Genomic DNA, 15956 nt, shown 5'->3' on the forward strand with positions numbered 1-15956 from the left:
GATCGGGCCGGAGACCCAGGACGCCGAGATCGCGGTTGGGTACCGTCGGGGCATGACGACCGACTCGGCCGAAGCGATATCCGTATTCCCCGGACAGGGGCGGCCGGGCCAGCGGATCGGCAACGTCCTCGCCTGGTCGACCACGCCCGTTCTGGTGGTCGTCCCGGCGATGCTCGTGAGGGCCGGCCTGGTCGGCGACGGGCTGTGCCTGCTGGGGCTGTTCTCGCTCCTGCTCGGTGCCACGGCGGTGTACTGCGTCAATCAGGGCCGGCACGCACGACTGCACGAGGGCGACCTGCTCTCCGCCCGCACGCTCACCAGCCGACGTACGGTCGATCTCACCCGGCTCAAGAAGGTCGGCCGCCTGGAGGCCTCCGGACGCGGTACTGCCGCTGACTGGCTCGTCCTCACGGACGTACACGGCACCCGAATCATCGTCGACAAGCAGCTTGCGGGTGGCCGAGGAACGACTGATGACGCCGTGCGCGAGGTTCTGAAGCGGCACTCGGGTCCACCTGTTCTCGTCTCCGACCGGGCGGCCGGGCGGCCGAGCGGTTGAGTGTGGCCGTGGGCCGGCGGGGCGGCCGGATACGGCCCGGACGCTCCGGATCCAACGAGCACGCCGCGTTCCTCCCGCTGCTCCTGGCCCTGGCAGGCGCGCCAGCGAGCGTTGGTCTGCTGCTTGTGAGCCTGGCGCTCGGGGGCGTTCTGTGACGCCGGGGGCCTTCCCGGGCAGCGCTGCCCGGGAAGGCCCTTCCCCGATGGGGTGGTGGTCTCAACTGACCTGGAGAGTCAGGGCCTTGGGCCAGTGGGCCTGGTCCAGGTGGGCGAACAGGCTCTTGATGTGGCCGGGAGCGAGTTTGACGCAGCCCTCGGACTTGTAGTCGTTGTCACCGCGCCACAGGCTGGTGCCGTTCTTGGTCATCTTGCTGTGGATGAACAGGTCGCCGCGCTTGACGGCCTTCTGGCCGGGCCTGGGGTGGCAGGTCTTGTCGGCGAGGTGGATCGCGTACCCCTTGATCCTGGTGTCGCGGTTGGTCTGGTGCCCGAGGATCTTGTAGGTGCCGCTGGGCAGCCATCCCGTTTTGCCGGCGCACTCGTCCGTGCTGCCCATTCCGGATCCCGCGCGGTAGCTGTCGACGAGACGGCCGTCGCGGTACAGGGCGAGCTTCGACCTGTCCGGGTGCTGCCGGTTCTTGGTGAACTTCAGTACGTATCCGTGGGGCGCGGGCACGGCACCGGTGGAGCCGTTGACCAGGACGTTCCAGGTGTCGGGTCCGACGACGCCGTCCGCGCGCAGGTGGTGCCGGCTCTGGAAGGCCTTCACCGCGGCGACGGTGCGGCTGCCGTACACGCCGTCCGCCTTCACCGTGTGCCCCCGCGCGGTCAGCAGTTGCTGGGCCGCGGTGACCGCGTGCCCGCGGCTGCCGGAGCGCACGCTGACGGTCAGCGCGTTCCAGGTGCCGGGTCCGACGACGCCGTCCGCGCGCAGGTGCTGGCGGCTCTGGAAGGCCTTCACCGCGGCGACGGTGCGGCTGCCGTACACGCCGTCCGCCTTCACCGTGTGCCCCCGCGCCGTCAGCAGGTGCTGGGCGGCGCTGACCACCACTCCGCGGCTGCCGGAGCGCAGCGCGGGCCACTGCCGGGCGTGCGAGACGCCGACGGCCTTGGCGCCGCTGTGGGTGGCGTCCAGCGGCTGGGCCAGGCGTGCCCGACGGGTGCTGTCGGCGTCGTGGGCGGCGGCGGTACCGCCCGCCAGGCCGATCGTGGAGAGGATTCCGGTGGAGGCGGCTGCGACGGCCACCACGCGCAGACTCGTGCGGTACTTCGTGTTCATGGCGGTTGGTCCTTTCGTGTCATGTCTCCTGGCACGTCCATGACGCGCCAGGGCATGGCGCGACCAGGGACTTCGCAGGAGGGGATCGGCCGGGACGCTCTCACCGGCCGACGACAACTTTGGACCATGTTCCGAGCCGGATCTACGCTGTGCGCGGTACCGGCCATACGTGCATATACGCGGCTCTGTGTATGGGCTCTGACCTGGTACTTCGAAACGGGACAGAGGGAGCGCGCGGGTGGACACCCAGCCTCGGAACGACGCCGCCAGCGGCCAGGAGCCGTCGACACCCGCAGGGGTCGAGCTGGGGCAGACACTCAAACGGTGGCGCGAGGAGAGCAACCGGAGTCAGAGTTCGGTCGCCAGGAAGCTGGGGACCAGGCAGCCGACGGTCTCACGGTGGGAATCGGGGACCACGGTCCCCACGGTCGAAGTGATCCGAGAGCTCTGGCGGATCCGTACGCAGCCCACCGGCACGCCGTCGAGCGACACGGAACTCGACCGGGCCCTGGATCTGCACCGGTACGCGGAGACGGAACGCGGCCGCGGCCCCAAGCCGCCCCCGCCCCCCACACCACCCCCGGCAACGGCGGCAGCGCCCTCACCCGCGCCGGCGGACGCCGTACCGCGGCAGGCGGGAAGGAAGCGGACCCCGTTGACGGTCCTCGCGGCCGCAGGGGTGGTCGTCGCCCTGGTGGCCACCTTCCTGACCTGGCACTTCACAGACTCCACTCAGAAAGCGGGTGGCACGAACCGCCCTTCGGCATCCGCGCCGCCTCGTCCCGCGCCACCCGCCACATGCAGCGGCGCCTCCTGCACCTCCGTGGAGCCCACCACCACGGTGTGCGCGCAGGACGCCGCCACCACCTACACCGGCCGTGGCTACGGAGTTCTCGTCGAGCTGCGCTACAGCCCTCGCTGCCGTTCCGCCTGGGCCAGGATGCGCGGCACCTCACCCGGAGACCGCATCATGCTCACCGTCGAGCACGACGAGGAGAACTCACAGGAGTACCGCCAGCAGACCGGCAAGACCGCTCACACCCCCATGGCCCACGTCGACGAGCTCACCAGCGTCCGCGCCTGCGCCATCGTCGACGGCCGCGGCACGATCTGCGCCACCAAGGCCGCCTCCGCCATTCCACGGTTGTCATGACCGGGCATGATTCCCACCGTGGGTGAGGAACATGAGGAAGAGGGTCGTCACGGACAGGCCCGGTACACGCTGACGGATACGAAGCACGGCCAGGTCTGGGGTGTCTGCGCCGAGGTGGAGGGACTGTTCGGGGAGCCCCGGCGCGGCACGTACGAACTCTTCGGCTGGGTTCCGGAAGGAGACGAGGTACGTGGCTGGGCCGGCAGCCGGGTATGGCTGGTGCCGGAGGACGAGGACCTCGGGCCCTGGCTCCTCGAGGACGCGGAGAGCCTGGGTCAACACCCCGGGACGGACGGTCCGGTGCTCACCGGTCTCGACGACTGCGAGGGCCCGCCCGTCGGGCACCGGGGCTCCGTCCGACTGCACGACCAGCACCGATGGCTGGGCACCTGCCGGGAGTTCGCCCGTGTCCTGCCGCCCGAGCGGGTCGAACCCCCGCTGGTCCTGAGGGACCTCGTCCCGGGTGAGGCGCTGCGGCGAGCGCTGACGGCGGGGACCCGGCGGGCGCTGGACCTGGAGGAGGCCGCCCTGGTGATACGGGACGACAGCGGTGAGCCGCTCGCCCGGCTGCTGCTGTGGACCAGGGTCGACGCGTGCCACCCGTCCGCACCCGAGGCGGGCTTGATCGACTTGGAGCTGGACGGCCGGTTCTTCACGCCCGTGCCCGAACACGCCCGGCCGGTCTGGGAGCAGTGGCTCGCCGGGCCGCCGGAGACACCCGGTGCGTGGGCCGGCCTCGACACCCGGAGGCGCGAGGCCTGGCTGGACGTCGTCCAGGAGCGGGCCTTCCGACGCCCGCGCCCCGACCAGCCGGCCGGTCACGTGTACGAGCTCGACGGCCGGCACATCACCGACGTTCCGGGGCTCCACCTGGCCCTCGGCGAGGCCGTGAACGGGCCGGGCGGCTACTTCGGCGGCTGCCTGGCCGCCCTCGACGACTGCCTGCGCGGCAGGTTCGGCTACACCTCTCCGGGAACGCTGCTCTGGCGGGATGCGGCAACCGCGCGCCAGCACCTGTCCCGCACCTTGACGCCGGAGGGACAGCCGTACGACCTGTTCGCCGAAGTGCTCGACACCCTGACCGGGGGCGGGATGCGCGTCGACTTGGCCTGATCGCTGACGGCGAGGCGCGGGTCAGCCGCAGTGCAGCAGGGTCATGAAGCCGTAGTCCATGTGGAGTTGCTGGTGGCAGTGGAACAGGGACAGGCCCGGCTGGTCGGCGGTGAAGTCGAAGTCGAGGGTCTGGTAGCCGCCGAGCATGACGACGTCCTTGTGCAGGCCGTGGGTCGGGGTCCCGGCGATGTGGGTGACTTCGAAGGTGTGGCGGTGCAGGTGGAGGGGGTGGACGTCGTCGGTCGCGTTGCGGAACCGCATCCGATAGCGGCTTCCACGGTCGATGTCCAGCACCGGCTTGTCGGTGTCCATGGAGAAGGGCACGCCGTCGAGGGTCCAGATGTTGAAGCCCTTGTCGGCGGCGTTGCGTTTCTCCACCAGCAGGTCGAAGGTGTGGTCGGGCCGCCGGGCGGTGGCACCCGCGCGGGCGAAGGTGCGGTAGTCCCAGGTGGATGTGCGCGGTGCGGTCCATTGCGGGGAGCCGCCGCGGCCGGCGTACTCCACCACGGTGCCCATTCCGTTCTTCCGGTCGTCGTCGGCCAGGTCCCCCAGTACCCACACACCCGGATGGTTCATCTCCACCAGGGCCGAGACGCGTTCGGCGGTGCCGATCCACAGCACCGGCACGTCGGCGCGGCGGGGTACCGGGTTGCCGTCGAGGGCGACCACTTCGAAGCTGTGGCCGGGCAGGGCCAGGCTGCGGATCTCGGTGGCGCTGGCGTTGAGGACGTGGAGCAGCACGCGCTGCCCGGACTTGACCTTGATCGGCGGTCCGTGGCCCAGTTTGCGGCCGTTGACACTGAACGCGGTGTAGCCGACCTCGTAGCCGTGCGGCATCCCCCGGGCCAGTGAGCCGGCCATCGCCTTCTCGCCCCTGCGCTTCAGGGCCGGCACCTCGGAGCCGGCCAGGAAGTTCTGGGCCATGTCCCCGCCCTGGCTGAAGGCGGGCCCGAACTCCTTCAGCACCAGGAAGACCTCCTGGTCGTAGGCGCCCGGGTGGGCCTTCGGCTCGATGTGGACCGGGCCTGCCTGACCGGTGTAGGTACCCAGACCCAGGTCGTCATGTGCTGCCACATGGGTGTGGTAGAAGCGGAAACCGGCCGGTCCGGGCGTGAACGACAGGCGCCGCGTCCCGTGTGCGGGGATGTACGGGGTGCCCTCCTCCGCCGCTCCGTCCACTTCGGCGGGAACCCGCTGGCCGTGCCAGTGGAGCAGTTCGGGGGTGCCGGTGTCGTTGTGGACGTCGACCACGACCGGGCGGCCTTCGGTGAACCGCAGCAGCGGACCGGGGAACTGCCCGTTGTACGTCGTGGTGGACACGATCGTGTCCGGCGCGAGCTCGACGAGCCCGGTCCCGATCCGCACGGTGTAGTCCGCCTCGCCCGGAGCATCGGGCAAGGCGGACGGAGCCGTGGAGGCGGAGGCCGGCCTTGCGGCGCCACCGGCCAGCAGAGCCAGGCCACCGAGCTTGAGGACGTCGCGACGGGTGATCTGCACGGTCTGCTTCCTTCCTGGTCAGGGACCCGAAGAAGCCCCCAGCAGACATCGGGCCCGGATTCGCCCCCTTTGTGACCAGTGTCCGCCTCCGTGGAAGTGCCGGGCGAGATCGAGAATCCGGCCCCCTCCGCCCGGTCTCGCCTTCTGTGTCGTACGAGCCGCTGCTCTCAGCCGGGGGCAGGGGACTGCGCGGAATGTCACCGCACCGTCGGGCTTCGGCGTGCAGCGCGCTGCGCATGGACCTCGGTGGGCCCGGCCCCGGATCGAATGATCCCGGGCCGGGACCCACTCGGCCGTAGCTCAGCAGCTCAGTCGAACGCGGCGGCGAACATGCCGGGCTCGTAGGAGCCGCCCTGCTGGTGCGCGATCACGGCGAGCCGGTTGGCCGCGTTGATCAGGGCGACCAGGGCGACCAGTGCGGCGATCTGGTCGTCGTCGTAGTGCTTGCGCACCTGGGCCCAGGTCTCGTCGGACACGCCCTGACAGGCGTCGGCGAGCCGGGTTCCCTCTTCGGCGAGCGCCAGGGCGGCCCGCTCGGCTTCGGTGAACACGGTGGACTCGCGCCAGACCGCGACGAGGTTGAGCCGTACGGCGGTTTCACCGGCGGCCGCCGCCTCCTTGGTGTGCATGTCGACGCACCAGCCGCAGCCGTTGATCTGGCTGGCGCGCAGCGCCACCAGTTCCTGCGTGGACCTCGGCAGCGGCGACTGCTGGACCACCAGGCCGGCGCCTGCGAACCGCTTGGCGAACTTGGCGCCGATCTCGTTCTCGAACAGGTTGAACCGAGCGTTCATGATGTCGTCCCCACTCGTCACTCGCTGGTTGTCGTGTTGCGCTGGACGAACACGAGATGCCGGCGACCCGCTCCTTGTGACGGAGCGGCAGTGTGACGTGCGCCACAAATGTGCTGTTCACCGTCGCCTGCGAGATGCTCGGCACTGTCATCGACGTGAGTCCTACGTGGCCCCTGGCTGCCCGAGCCGCCGCTGCTGACCGCCCCGGACGTGGCCGAGGACGTCGAGCCGGCCGACAGCGTCTCCATGACGATGCTGCCGGTGCTGGAGACACTCACGCGGACCGAGCGGGCGCTGGTCATGCTGCGCGAGGTGTTCGACCTCGGGTACGACGAGACCGCCGCAGCCGTCGACAAGAGCGAACACGGGCGCGGTGTGCGATGAGTTCTGGGCGCCGCGGGAGTCCAGCGTTCATGACGACTCGGATCCTCCAGACTCCCGAAGCCGACCTCGCCTACGACGTCCACGGCCCGCTGCCGACCGCCGACGGACGCCCACCGCTGGTCATGATCGGCCAGCCCATGGACGCCGGCGGCTTCCGCACCCTGGCGTCACACTTCCCCGACCGCACCGTGGTCACCTACGACCCGCGCGGTCTCGGCCGCAGCACCCGCAAGGACGGCCGGCTCGACCACGCGCCCGAGCATCAGTCCGCCGACGTGCACGCCGTGATCGAGGCGCTCGGAACGGGCCCGGTCGAGATGTTCGCGAGCAGCGGCGGCGCCGTGACCGCGCTCGCCCTCGTGGCGGCGTACCCCGACGACGTGACCACCCTGGTGGCGCACGAGCCGCCGCTCATCCCGGTACTGCCCGACGCCGTGGCCGCCGAGCGTGCCCGGGCCGCCGTCCGGCAGGCGTACCAGGACAAAGGCTGGGGCGCCGGCATGGCGGCGTTCATCGCGATGACCTCGTGGCGGGGCGAGTTCACCGACGCCTACTTCGCCCAACCCGCTCCGGATCCGGCCGCGTTCGGGATGCCGACCGAGGACGACGGCTCCCGTGACGATCCGCTGCTCTCCGACCGGTCCTGGGCGGTCAGCGGCTACCGACCCGACATCGATGCCCTGAACTCCGCGCCGACGCGGGTCCTGATCGCCGTCGGTGAGGAGACCCTCGACACCTTCACCGGACGCACCTCGGAGGCGGCGGCCGCACTGCTCGGCCGGCAGGCGACCGTGTTCCCCAGCCACCACGGTGGCTTCCTCGGCGGCGAGTCCGGCTACGCCGGCAAGCCCGAGGCCTTCGCGCGCAGGCTGCGCGAGGTCCTCGACGACGCTCGCTGACGACCGTCTCCCCCCGGCCCGGTGCGACCGCCAACGGGTCGGAGGGAGGCACCGGGTGTGGCCGCCGCGAGGAGCTCGGGGAAGACGGCTCAGAACTTGCCCGTCTGCTCCGCCGTTCGGTGCCCCAGCCGCCGGCTGAACTCCGCGCGGAAGCCGGCGGAGAGCGGTGGCCACCCCCAGAAGTCGAAAGCGAGGGCGCCCACCGCGAAACCGGAGTCCCACCGCCACTCGGTGACCGGGACCGAGGCACCGCAGGCGGAGCAGGGGACACCGCCCTCACCCGTGTCCTTCCAGGCGGCGATGCCGTCCCGGAACGGCCGCCAGACCTCCTCGTCCGCCTCGCACTCCTCGGGGTAGCCGATGATCACGGTCCTGGTCTCGCACCGCGGGCAGACGGCGTACTCCGCTTCGTCCATTCCCTGACCCCCGCAGTGGTGGTCGCGTCCGACGATCACGGCCACCGGGCCCGGCCGCCAGTCCGGGTCCGAGGAGTCGGCGACGGCCCGCGCCCAGTCCGGGCCCGGCACATGGCCCTCATCCACGTTCAGGCTGTACACCCCGTCGCCGGACGTCTCACGCGTGATCAGGCCCTCGGTGACGAGCCAATCGACCATCCGATCCGCGAGCGGCCCGGCCTCCTCACCGCTCACCTCGACGTCGACGATCCGCTCGAAGAAATCCCCCATCGCCCCTCCACGCCTCTCGATCGTTGTCCGTCACTGTGCCACCACCCTCCGACAACGCCGCGCCACCGGCTCGGGCGCCGACACCACCCCCGAGCGACCGGGGGACGGCGCCCAGCCGGGTGGCGCGGTCGGCGATGCCGAGGAGTTGTCGCTCCTCGTGGTGGCGGGCGACGAGCTGGAGACCGACAGGCGCTCCCTGGGCCGTGATCCCTGCCGGAAGGCTGAGCGCTGGATGACCGCTGAGGTTGAACGCCCAGGTCAGAGCGACGCTCATCCGTGCCCCCGGCCCGTCGTGGCCGTGCGGCGGGTGGGGTGTGGTGGGTGTGAGGACGAGGTCGGCTCGCTGGAAGCAGTCGCGCAGTCGCTGCTCGTTGGTGCTGACGACCCTGCTGGCCCCCTCGGTCGGGGAAGGCACCCCCGCGCGAAGCGCCGTCCAGGCCGAGGCGGGGTCGGCGAGTATCAGGCCGGAGCCTTCGGCCAGGGTGATCAGTCCAGCCTCGGCGAGGTTCTCCGCCGAGCGGCGGGCGACGGCCGCGACCGCCGGATCGGTGTCCGCGTATCCCAAAGTGGCCGACCAGACCGCGGGGAGCGGGTACGTGGAGCGGACGGCCGACACCGGCGACTCGGTCACCGCGTCGAGATGGGCGAGGGCGTCCCGCGGGTCGCCCACCAGGACGCCGGGCGAGTTCAGACCCGCCCGGTCACGGGCCGGGAGCAGGCCATTGGTGGGCTTGAAGCCGACGATGCCGCACCACGCGGCGGGGATGCGCACCGATCCGGCGCCGTCGGACCCACTGGCGAGGGGCACGAGTCCGGCGGCGACCGCGGCCGCCGAACCCGCGGACGAGCCGCCGGGCGACCACGCCGGATCGAGCGGGTTGAGGGTGGGACCCCGGTCCGTGTGCCCGTAGGTCTGCCAGCCGCGGCTGGTACGCGGCACCGAGGTCGCACCCACCGGCACGCACCCGGCGGCCACCAGCCGGGTGTTCTGGAAGGAGTCGGGGCCTTCGCTCGCCTTGACGCCGATCGGCACACCCGCGAGAGGCAGTACGGCGCCGCGGGCGAGCCGCGCGTCGACGCCGGCCGCGTGCGCGAGTGCCCGCTCGGCCCAGACCTCGGTGAACGCGCGTACGTCATCGTCGACTTCCGCGATCCGGGCCAGGGCGGCCTCGACGACGTCTACGGCCGTCATGTCGCCGTGCCGCACATGACGGGCGATGTCCAGGGCGGACAGGTCCGCGTACTCGCCGGTGCCGATCACCTGCGTCCTTCCTGCTCGGACTTGCTCAGAACCTCCACCGCGTATGGGTGTACACCCCGTCGTCCCGGCCGAATCCGTACGCCGTTGCCGGAGCCACCGCGAACACCACCGCGTCCCCCTTCCGGAACGCGTCCCCGATCCCGTGGAAGGTGCCCTCGGGGGAGGTGATGTGCGGCCCGTACTTGGCTTCGTATGCCGCGATCACCTCCTCCAGCAGCGCCGGATCGGCAACCTGTTCCGCCTTGCCCTCGACCACGAGGTCGAGCCCTTCGGTGAGCGAGTTTCCCCCGGTCGTCAGTGCGCAGTGCGCGTCATGAGCGAGGTTCCTCGCCTTCTGTTCCCCCGGGCCGGTGGAGAAGTACAGCACCCCGTCGTGCCAGGCGGCGATCACGGGAGTGACGTGCAGGCGGCCGTCGGGCCGCACCGTGGACACCCAGAAGATCTCTGCGGACTTCAGCACCCGCTGGGCCGTGGTCCACTCGGTGGCGGTGACCTCCGTGGCACCCGGGCGGGGATGCAGTGCGGAGCTGTAGCGGGCGTCGAACTCGGTCGTGGGTTGCTTTGAGGTTCCCTGTGTCGGCATGACGGATCTCCTTTCCCTCACCCATAACGACCGGCGGCCCGCGCCGAAATCATCGCTGCTCGGCCGCGGGTGCCGCGTGGCTGCCTCATCGAGGTGGGCCAGGCGACGGGTCTGCTCAAGGGCGAGCCGGCGCGCGCCGAGGCCTGACGGGCGTGGTGACCGGGTGGGCCCGCCGACGTGCGGCGCGCGACCGCCGCTGCGCCTCAGCCGGAGACGGGGCGGGGCGTCTGGGCCCGCAGTTGCGGGTCCGTCACCCCGCCCGGGCAAGCGAGCGAGTCGATCGGCCATCGGGCGCGCCGGGCGCCGGCCCGGTACGCGCTCTCGTAGAAGGCGAGCACGGCGGCACACGGGTCGTTCTCGGTGCGGACCTCGTCGTACGGCAGTACGGCCAGGTGGCTGTCGATGCGGGCGACCCAGTGCGCCGCCGCGGGCCGGAGCGGCTCCTCGGCCAGGTGCGCCGGCTCGGGAGCGGTGTAGGAGTAGAACGCGGGCGCGGGGAAGGCGTCGTCGCCGAACCAGAAGCCGAAGCTGATCACCTCCCGGGAGTACGCCTCCCGGGTGACCGGGTCCACCTGCCGGGGCTGCTCGATGCGACGGTCGGAGAACCGGGTGTGCGCGATGTCGAAGGTGTGCCAGAAGTGGTGCACCGGGCTCACCTTCCCCGAGTACCCCGCGGCGAATTCCTCCAGCACCGACGCCACCTGACTGAGCACTCGCCAGTAGCGGTTGGCCTGCGCGGGATCATACGTCGCGTGCTCGGTGTCCTCGGCGAACGGCCGGCCGGAGTCGGGCAGGTCGAAGGGCGTGGGCTCGTTGAGCCGCACCCGGATGCCCAGCGCGGCCAGCGAGTCCATGACCGCGTCGTGGAACGACGCCACGGACCGGCCGACGAGCGGGAAGGAGATCTCCCGCCCGTCCAGCGTCGAGACGACCAGCCGATGCGCGACGAAGTCGAAGTCCATCGTGAAGATGGGGTTGCCGTCGACCTGTCCCATCGGGCGCGTCGTGATACCGCGCCCCGTGAGGTGGAACGGGACGTTCCACCAGTGGTTGCGTCGGGTGCCGGCGGCGAGGCGGACCTTGCCGACGATCTGCGCGAAGCGATGGAGCGTCTCTTTGGTGTCGCGCCACTCGGCGAGGGGGATCGGCGGAAACAGCTCCATGGTCATCACCCTTCTTGTGCGGCCGACGCTCCTGACCACCGGACCGGGGCCTGGATGACCATGATGGCCACGCCGGGCAGGTGTGGCATCTCGGCAAGACCCCTCTCGACGTCGAGAGTCATGGCCTGACGGGCGCGAGATCGTCGAGGAAGTCCCGGGTACGAGCGCGCGGACCCGGTCGGGATGCGCGGCGGCGGTGAGCACGGCCGTGTGCCCGCCCAGGGACTGGCCGGGCAGTACCGGCTGTCGCAACGGCAGCCGGTCGGCAACGGCGTGACATCGGCGACGTACGCGGCACCAAGCCGCGCGGATCCCCCGTCGATCGCCTCAGTGGGTGGAGCGGCCGTGCAGGACGAGAGCCCAGGCCAGGCAACCGAACGCGCCCGTGGAGGTCACGGCGCGGACGATGTTCCAGGCGACCCAGCCGGGCTCGAAGCGCTCCCTTACAGCGGCGAGGTCGTCGATGCGGTCCGGTTGGCCGGCGGCGGCCAGCTCGTCGTTGAGGGGGACGTTGACCGCCGCGGTGATGACGAACATCGCCAGATACAGCGCCAGCGCGGCGATGACGAACACGAAGACCCCGCGATCGCCGCCGGACCACTGTGCGACGGCGGCGAGTGCGAGCGCGAGGATCGCCCCCAGGAAGCACGTCATGAACCATCCGTTGAGGATCGCCTTGTTGATCTGCTGCATCGCGGTGACGAACGTGCGGTCGTCACCGCGGCGCAGACCGGGCATGACGGCGTAGGCGAAGCCCTCGAACAGACCGGCCATCAGGCCTGTGGCCAGGGTGGCCGCCAGCAGGGAAGGGGTGGCGAGTGCACTCACGTCATCTCCTCGTGTAGGTGACCGGTGCCGACACCGGTGCCGATGCCGACCGGATTCCGTTTGACGCTCAGCTCCCACTCCGTTTGAAGCGCTGTGCGGCATGCCCGCCGCTCGAACGCTCCGATCCGCCGGTTCCTGCCCACCCTTCCCCCGTTTCAGCACACCATCAGATCAATAGGCGGATCACTCTAGGGGGTGCCTGTGACAAGCGTCAGCAGGTCGCTTGTGTGGTGTGCTGGGTCGGAACACATGCTCGCGACGACCACCAGGCACCGCCCCTGACACGAATCCGGTGATCCGCCATGGCCCCACAGGTCAGCCACCCCGTCTTCGCCCGCTTCTACGCCCGTGTCGCCGGCCCCGGCCTGGAGAGGGCCGGCATCACGCGGTACCGGAAGCGCCTGGTGGCGGGTCTGTCCGGCCGGGTCATCGAGATCGGCGCGGGCCATGGACTCAACTTCCCGCACTATCCAGCCGAGGTGAGACGCGTCCTGGCCATCGAGCCGGAGCCCCGGCTGCGTGCCCTGGCCGCGGAAACGGCCCGCACCGTGCCCGCGGAGGTGGAGGTCGCGGACGGCCGGGCCGAGCAACTGCCGGTGCCCGACGCCTCGTTCGACGCGGCCGTCGTATGCCTCACCCTGTGCTCGGTGGCAGACCAGGCGGCGGCACTGGCCGAGATCCACCGCGTCCTGCGGCCCGGAGGCCACCTGCGGTTCCTGGAGCACGTCCAGGCAGACACACCGGGGATGCGCCGCGTCCAGCGCGCCGTGGACGCGACCTTCTGGCCCCTGCTGTGCGGAGGCTGCCACACCGGCCGCGACACCCGGTCGGCCATCATCGCGGCCGGGTTCACTCTCACCGAGGCGGAGAGGTTCGCCTTCCCCGAAACCCGTATCCCCCTGCCGCCCGCCACCCACATCCTCGGCACGGCCCAGCGCCCCCGCGAGGAAGAGCACTGAACGTGCGCCGCCGCTCATCCGGTGTCGGGCAGGCGCCCGGGACAGCCTGAGAGATCGGCCTTCTGCCGGGCCCGTCGCGCGTTCTCCTCGCGGACCGAGGCCAGCCACCGCCACGGTTCGATCTCGTCCAGAGTCAGGCCGGGGCACGCCAGTTGATGGGGGATGCGGCAGGTGCTGCCGGGTGAGGGTTCCTCCAGGCCGCCGTTCCACGCGGTGCCGTCGGTGTCGACGTGCCAGCGGTGGCCGCCGGGAACCAGGTGGGCGGGCACGATGTGCCGGGGTTCGAGCAGGACGTGGTACCCGGTGTACGTGGGGCGACGTTCTCCCACCAGACCACAGTGCGGGCACAGAGGCCGAGCGGGCGGCTCGGGCCCCGTGGCGCCGTCGCGGGCGGCCTGGGCACGGTCGACCTTCTCCCACGGCCGGCTGCCGGTGAGTTGTGGCGCGGTGCCATCACGGCCGACGGGCCCGCCCAACGGGGTGAAGGCCGCTTCGTGTGGATCCGGATCCCCCATGGTTCCGAGCGTGCGGCAGGGGATGGGAGCGGGGTAGGGCGCGCTCCGGTCGCAAAGGGGGCGAACGGGCGGGGCACGCGGGCGCGGCCAGTGACCTGGCCTTCGGGGAGCCGCCGGAGCCCCGGCCCCCGCCGTCGCTCCCGGACGCGGCGGTGGCGGCGGTGCCGACCTCGGTGACGGTGGCCTCCACCGAAGTGCCGTCGGGCAGTCGCACGGTGGCCTTCGTACCGTCGTCGACGAGGTCCTCGTACTGCACGTCGAGGTCGACGGCGGCGATCCGTGCGGTGCCGTTCCAGGTCAGGATCTCGCCCGTGGGCGTGGTGCCGATCGCGGCCGTGACCCCGGCGACGCGCCGGGCACCGGGGGCGACCACGGCTTCGCCGGGGCCACGGTTCCGGTCCGCTCGCGGCCGAGGCCGTCCTGCCATGCCCGGACGGCTCGGCGGTGGCGGCCGTGTACTCGTCGCCCACGGTGAAGCCGGTGTGGCAGAGCCTGGCCAGGTTCCTCTCCAGCATCGCCACGTCCTTGCGCTCACTGCCCACACGGAGCGTGCGGTACAGCGGAATGGAGCCGTACAGCAGCGGCACCTTCCGGTCGTCCACGCTGTACACGGACTCGCCGCGGCTGACGGTGTCGCCCTCGCCGCGGTGCACGACGCCGACCTGGCCGCCGAGCCGGGCCCCAGGCGAGGCCTGTCCATCACGGTGGCACTGCCCGTCGCCGGGAACTGAGGTGCCCGGACCCGGACTCGGCAGTGGCTCAGTAGGAGTGGCGCAGAGACAGCCACAGTCTCGACCACGGCGCTGTCGTCCCCGAGCACAGGGCGACCGTGGCGTGCTGTTCCTCGTTGGGCACGCCGTGCCGGTTGTCGACCCGGGCGACCGGGCGGCAGTCGGTGAAGAACTGCTCGATGCCGGAAGCGTTTTGCTGCCGTACGAGGAGTACGGGGCCGTTCGCGGTGTCCGGTGGCCGGCGCCAGTCGGCGTAGCTCATGTGCCCCGAGTAGGGCCGGGGCAGGCCGCGTTCGGGGCCGTAGCGGTCCAACGCGCCTGCCTCGCCGTAGTTCTGCGTGAAGACCACGGTACGCGCACGGTCCTCGGCCGGTACGGCGGACCATGCCTCGCTGACCGTGTCCGCCAGGGCCTGCCAGCCGATCTGCTCGCCCTGCTCCTTGTTCATCGCCAGCGGGACTCCGAGCGCGCTCGGCGGCAGCACCGGCAGCGTCACCATCGCGTTGATCACCGCAGTCACCGCCACGGCGCCCGCCAGCAGCAGGGCGCGCGACCGGGATCGCAGCCGGTCGGCCAGCGGCTCGCAGCCCGCCACGAGCAGCACCACGAGCAGCGGGACCGCGTAGTACCCCTTGCCGCCGAGCCCCAGCACCAGCAGACACAGCAGCGGATACGCCACCGCCGCCACCCGGGCCCAGCGCAGCGCCGGATCACGCCACAGCCGTAGCCAGCCGGTGACCCACACGGGCACGAAGAACGGCGAGAGATAGACGAGTTGCTGCGGCAGGAACAACAGCCGGTTCTCCGCCCCGTCGTCCTGGCTGATCCCGCCGGCGACGGTCAACTGGGGCCAGCCGTGGTGGGCTTGCCACCACAGACCGGGCGAGGCCACCACCAGGGCGATCAGCGCGCCCACCGGCAGCCACCCGCTGCGCAGCACCCGCCGTGGACCCACGGTCAGGATCGCCGCGAGCAGCACGACGACCAGCAGCGCCACCAGGTACTTGTTCAGCAGACCGACGCCGACGGCCGCGCCGAGGGCGAGCCACCACCGCCCGTCGCCGGTGCGGAGCAGCCGCAGCACCAGCTGGCAGATCACCAGCCAGGCGAGCAGATCGAAGGTGGCGGTGGAGAGCATGTGCCCGACGGCGAGCGCCTGAGCGCTCAGACCGGCGAGCCCGGCGGCCAGCGCCTGGGCCCGCCGCCGGCACCCCAACTCCCGTGCGACGAGGGCCGCCACGACGACGTAGGAGGCGAAGGCGAGGGCCGCCGGGACGCGCAGTCCGGCCGGGGTGTCGCCGAAGACGGCTCGGGCCGCGCGGGCCACCAGCGGAGTCAGCGGCGGCTGGTCCACATATCCCCAGGCGGGATGGTCGCCCGCGGCGAGGAAGTACAACTCGTCGCGGTGATAGCCGTACCGCCCGGACAGCGCGGTCAGCACCGAGGCGAAGGCGACGGCCACCGACACGACAGGAAGGGCGGCGAACGAGGGCAGCGCGCGTTCCGGTTCCGACGTCATCAGACCCCCCTTGGCTCACCGTACTGAAGGGGGC

17 protein-coding genes and 1 pseudogene are annotated in these 15956 nt (G+C 71.5%); 6 read left to right on the plus strand and 12 right to left on the minus strand.

The window, feature by feature from the left end:
• Positions 1 to 52 precede the first annotated feature (52 nt).
• Positions 53 to 559: a hypothetical protein gene (locus TNCT6_RS36735; protein ID WP_141367383.1), complete on the plus strand. Its 507-nt coding sequence runs from the start codon at positions 53 to 55 to the stop codon at positions 557 to 559.
• A gap of 216 nt (positions 560 to 775) precedes the next feature.
• Here TNCT6_RS36735 and TNCT6_RS36740 read toward each other — a convergent pair whose 3' ends face one another.
• Positions 776 to 1837, minus strand: coding sequence for a peptidoglycan-binding protein (locus TNCT6_RS36740; RefSeq protein ID WP_141367385.1), 1062 nt, complete (start codon positions 1835 to 1837; stop codon positions 776 to 778).
• Positions 1838 to 2075: 238 nt separating this feature from the next.
• Here TNCT6_RS36740 and TNCT6_RS36745 point away from each other — a divergent pair, with 238 nt between their 5' ends.
• Positions 2076 to 2990, plus strand: a complete 915-nt coding sequence (locus tag TNCT6_RS36745; RefSeq protein ID WP_141367387.1) for a DUF2690 domain-containing protein — start codon at positions 2076 to 2078, stop codon at positions 2988 to 2990.
• 6 nt (positions 2991 to 2996) lie between these two features.
• Positions 2997 to 4103 (plus strand): barstar family protein, encoded by a 1107-nt coding sequence (locus TNCT6_RS36750; protein ID WP_141367389.1) that lies wholly within the window; start codon positions 2997 to 2999, stop codon positions 4101 to 4103.
• A gap of 21 nt (positions 4104 to 4124) precedes the next feature.
• Here TNCT6_RS36750 and TNCT6_RS36755 read toward each other — a convergent pair whose 3' ends face one another.
• Together TNCT6_RS36755 and TNCT6_RS36760 are read right to left on the minus strand one after the other, a co-directional pair.
• Positions 4125 to 5600: a multicopper oxidase family protein gene (locus TNCT6_RS36755; RefSeq protein WP_141367391.1), complete on the minus strand. Its 1476-nt coding sequence runs from the start codon at positions 5598 to 5600 to the stop codon at positions 4125 to 4127.
• A gap of 308 nt (positions 5601 to 5908) precedes the next feature.
• Positions 5909 to 6394 (minus strand): carboxymuconolactone decarboxylase family protein, encoded by a 486-nt coding sequence (locus tag TNCT6_RS36760; RefSeq protein WP_141367392.1) that lies wholly within the window; start codon positions 6392 to 6394, stop codon positions 5909 to 5911.
• 210 nt (positions 6395 to 6604) lie between these two features.
• Between TNCT6_RS36760 and TNCT6_RS36765 the strand changes: the two genes are divergently transcribed.
• Both TNCT6_RS36765 and TNCT6_RS36770 read left to right on the plus strand, forming a co-directional pair.
• Positions 6605 to 6778 carry a hypothetical protein gene (locus tag TNCT6_RS36765; RefSeq protein ID WP_373996261.1) on the plus strand — a complete coding sequence of 58 codons (174 nt, stop codon included), beginning with the start codon at positions 6605 to 6607 and terminating at the stop codon, positions 6776 to 6778.
• 29 nt (positions 6779 to 6807) lie between these two features.
• Complete coding sequence (locus TNCT6_RS36770; protein ID WP_141367394.1) at positions 6808 to 7677, plus strand: alpha/beta fold hydrolase; 870 nt, start codon at positions 6808 to 6810, stop codon at positions 7675 to 7677.
• 89 nt (positions 7678 to 7766) lie between these two features.
• Here the strand turns inward: TNCT6_RS36770 and TNCT6_RS36775 are convergent, their stop codons facing one another.
• From TNCT6_RS36775 to TNCT6_RS36795, 6 genes and pseudogenes are all read right to left on the minus strand, one after another.
• Positions 7767 to 8363 carry a hypothetical protein gene (locus tag TNCT6_RS36775; RefSeq protein WP_141367396.1) on the minus strand — a complete coding sequence of 199 codons (597 nt, stop codon included), beginning with the start codon at positions 8361 to 8363 and terminating at the stop codon, positions 7767 to 7769.
• Positions 8317 to 9621: an amidase gene (locus TNCT6_RS36780; protein ID WP_373996270.1), complete on the minus strand. Its 1305-nt coding sequence runs from the start codon at positions 9619 to 9621 to the stop codon at positions 8317 to 8319. The genes TNCT6_RS36775 and TNCT6_RS36780 overlap by 47 nt, the downstream gene beginning before the upstream one ends.
• 28 nt (positions 9622 to 9649) lie before the next feature.
• Complete coding sequence (locus TNCT6_RS36785) at positions 9650 to 10207, minus strand: pyridoxamine 5'-phosphate oxidase family protein (protein ID WP_141367398.1); 558 nt, start codon at positions 10205 to 10207, stop codon at positions 9650 to 9652.
• 203 nt (positions 10208 to 10410) lie between these two features.
• Entirely contained in the window at positions 10411 to 11370 is a 960-nt protein-coding gene (locus TNCT6_RS36790) for a DUF5996 family protein (RefSeq protein ID WP_141367399.1), read from the minus strand.
• Positions 11371 to 11529: 159 nt separating this feature from the next.
• Positions 11530 to 11666: pseudogene (locus TNCT6_RS41445) on the minus strand (alpha/beta fold hydrolase); the annotation flags it as partial.
• 31 nt (positions 11667 to 11697) lie between these two features.
• Positions 11698 to 12198, minus strand: coding sequence for a DUF1772 domain-containing protein (locus TNCT6_RS36795; RefSeq protein ID WP_373996262.1), 501 nt, complete (start codon positions 12196 to 12198; stop codon positions 11698 to 11700).
• A 302-nt stretch (positions 12199 to 12500) separates the two neighbouring features.
• Between TNCT6_RS36795 and TNCT6_RS36800 the strand changes: the two genes are divergently transcribed.
• Complete coding sequence (locus TNCT6_RS36800) at positions 12501 to 13157, plus strand: class I SAM-dependent methyltransferase (protein WP_141367403.1); 657 nt, start codon at positions 12501 to 12503, stop codon at positions 13155 to 13157.
• Between the two features lie 14 nt (positions 13158 to 13171).
• Here the strand turns inward: TNCT6_RS36800 and TNCT6_RS36805 are convergent, their stop codons facing one another.
• The 3 genes from TNCT6_RS36805 to TNCT6_RS36815 all read right to left on the minus strand — a co-directional run bounded on the left by TNCT6_RS36805 (position 13172) and on the right by TNCT6_RS36815 (position 15922).
• A complete protein-coding gene (locus TNCT6_RS36805) occupies positions 13172 to 13672 on the minus strand; it encodes a DUF6083 domain-containing protein (RefSeq protein ID WP_141367404.1) in 501 nt (166 codons plus the stop codon).
• Entirely contained in the window at positions 13611 to 14099 is a 489-nt protein-coding gene (locus TNCT6_RS36810) for a hypothetical protein (RefSeq protein WP_141367406.1), read from the minus strand. The genes TNCT6_RS36805 and TNCT6_RS36810 overlap by 62 nt, the downstream gene beginning before the upstream one ends.
• A 332-nt stretch (positions 14100 to 14431) precedes the next feature.
• Entirely contained in the window at positions 14432 to 15922 is a 1491-nt protein-coding gene (locus TNCT6_RS36815) for a glycosyltransferase family 39 protein (RefSeq protein WP_141367408.1), read from the minus strand.
• Between the last annotated feature and the right edge of the window lie 34 nt (positions 15923 to 15956).

The sequence above is a fragment of the Streptomyces sp. 6-11-2 genome (assembly GCF_006540305.1).
GTDB lineage: Bacteria > Actinomycetota > Actinomycetes > Streptomycetales > Streptomycetaceae > Streptomyces.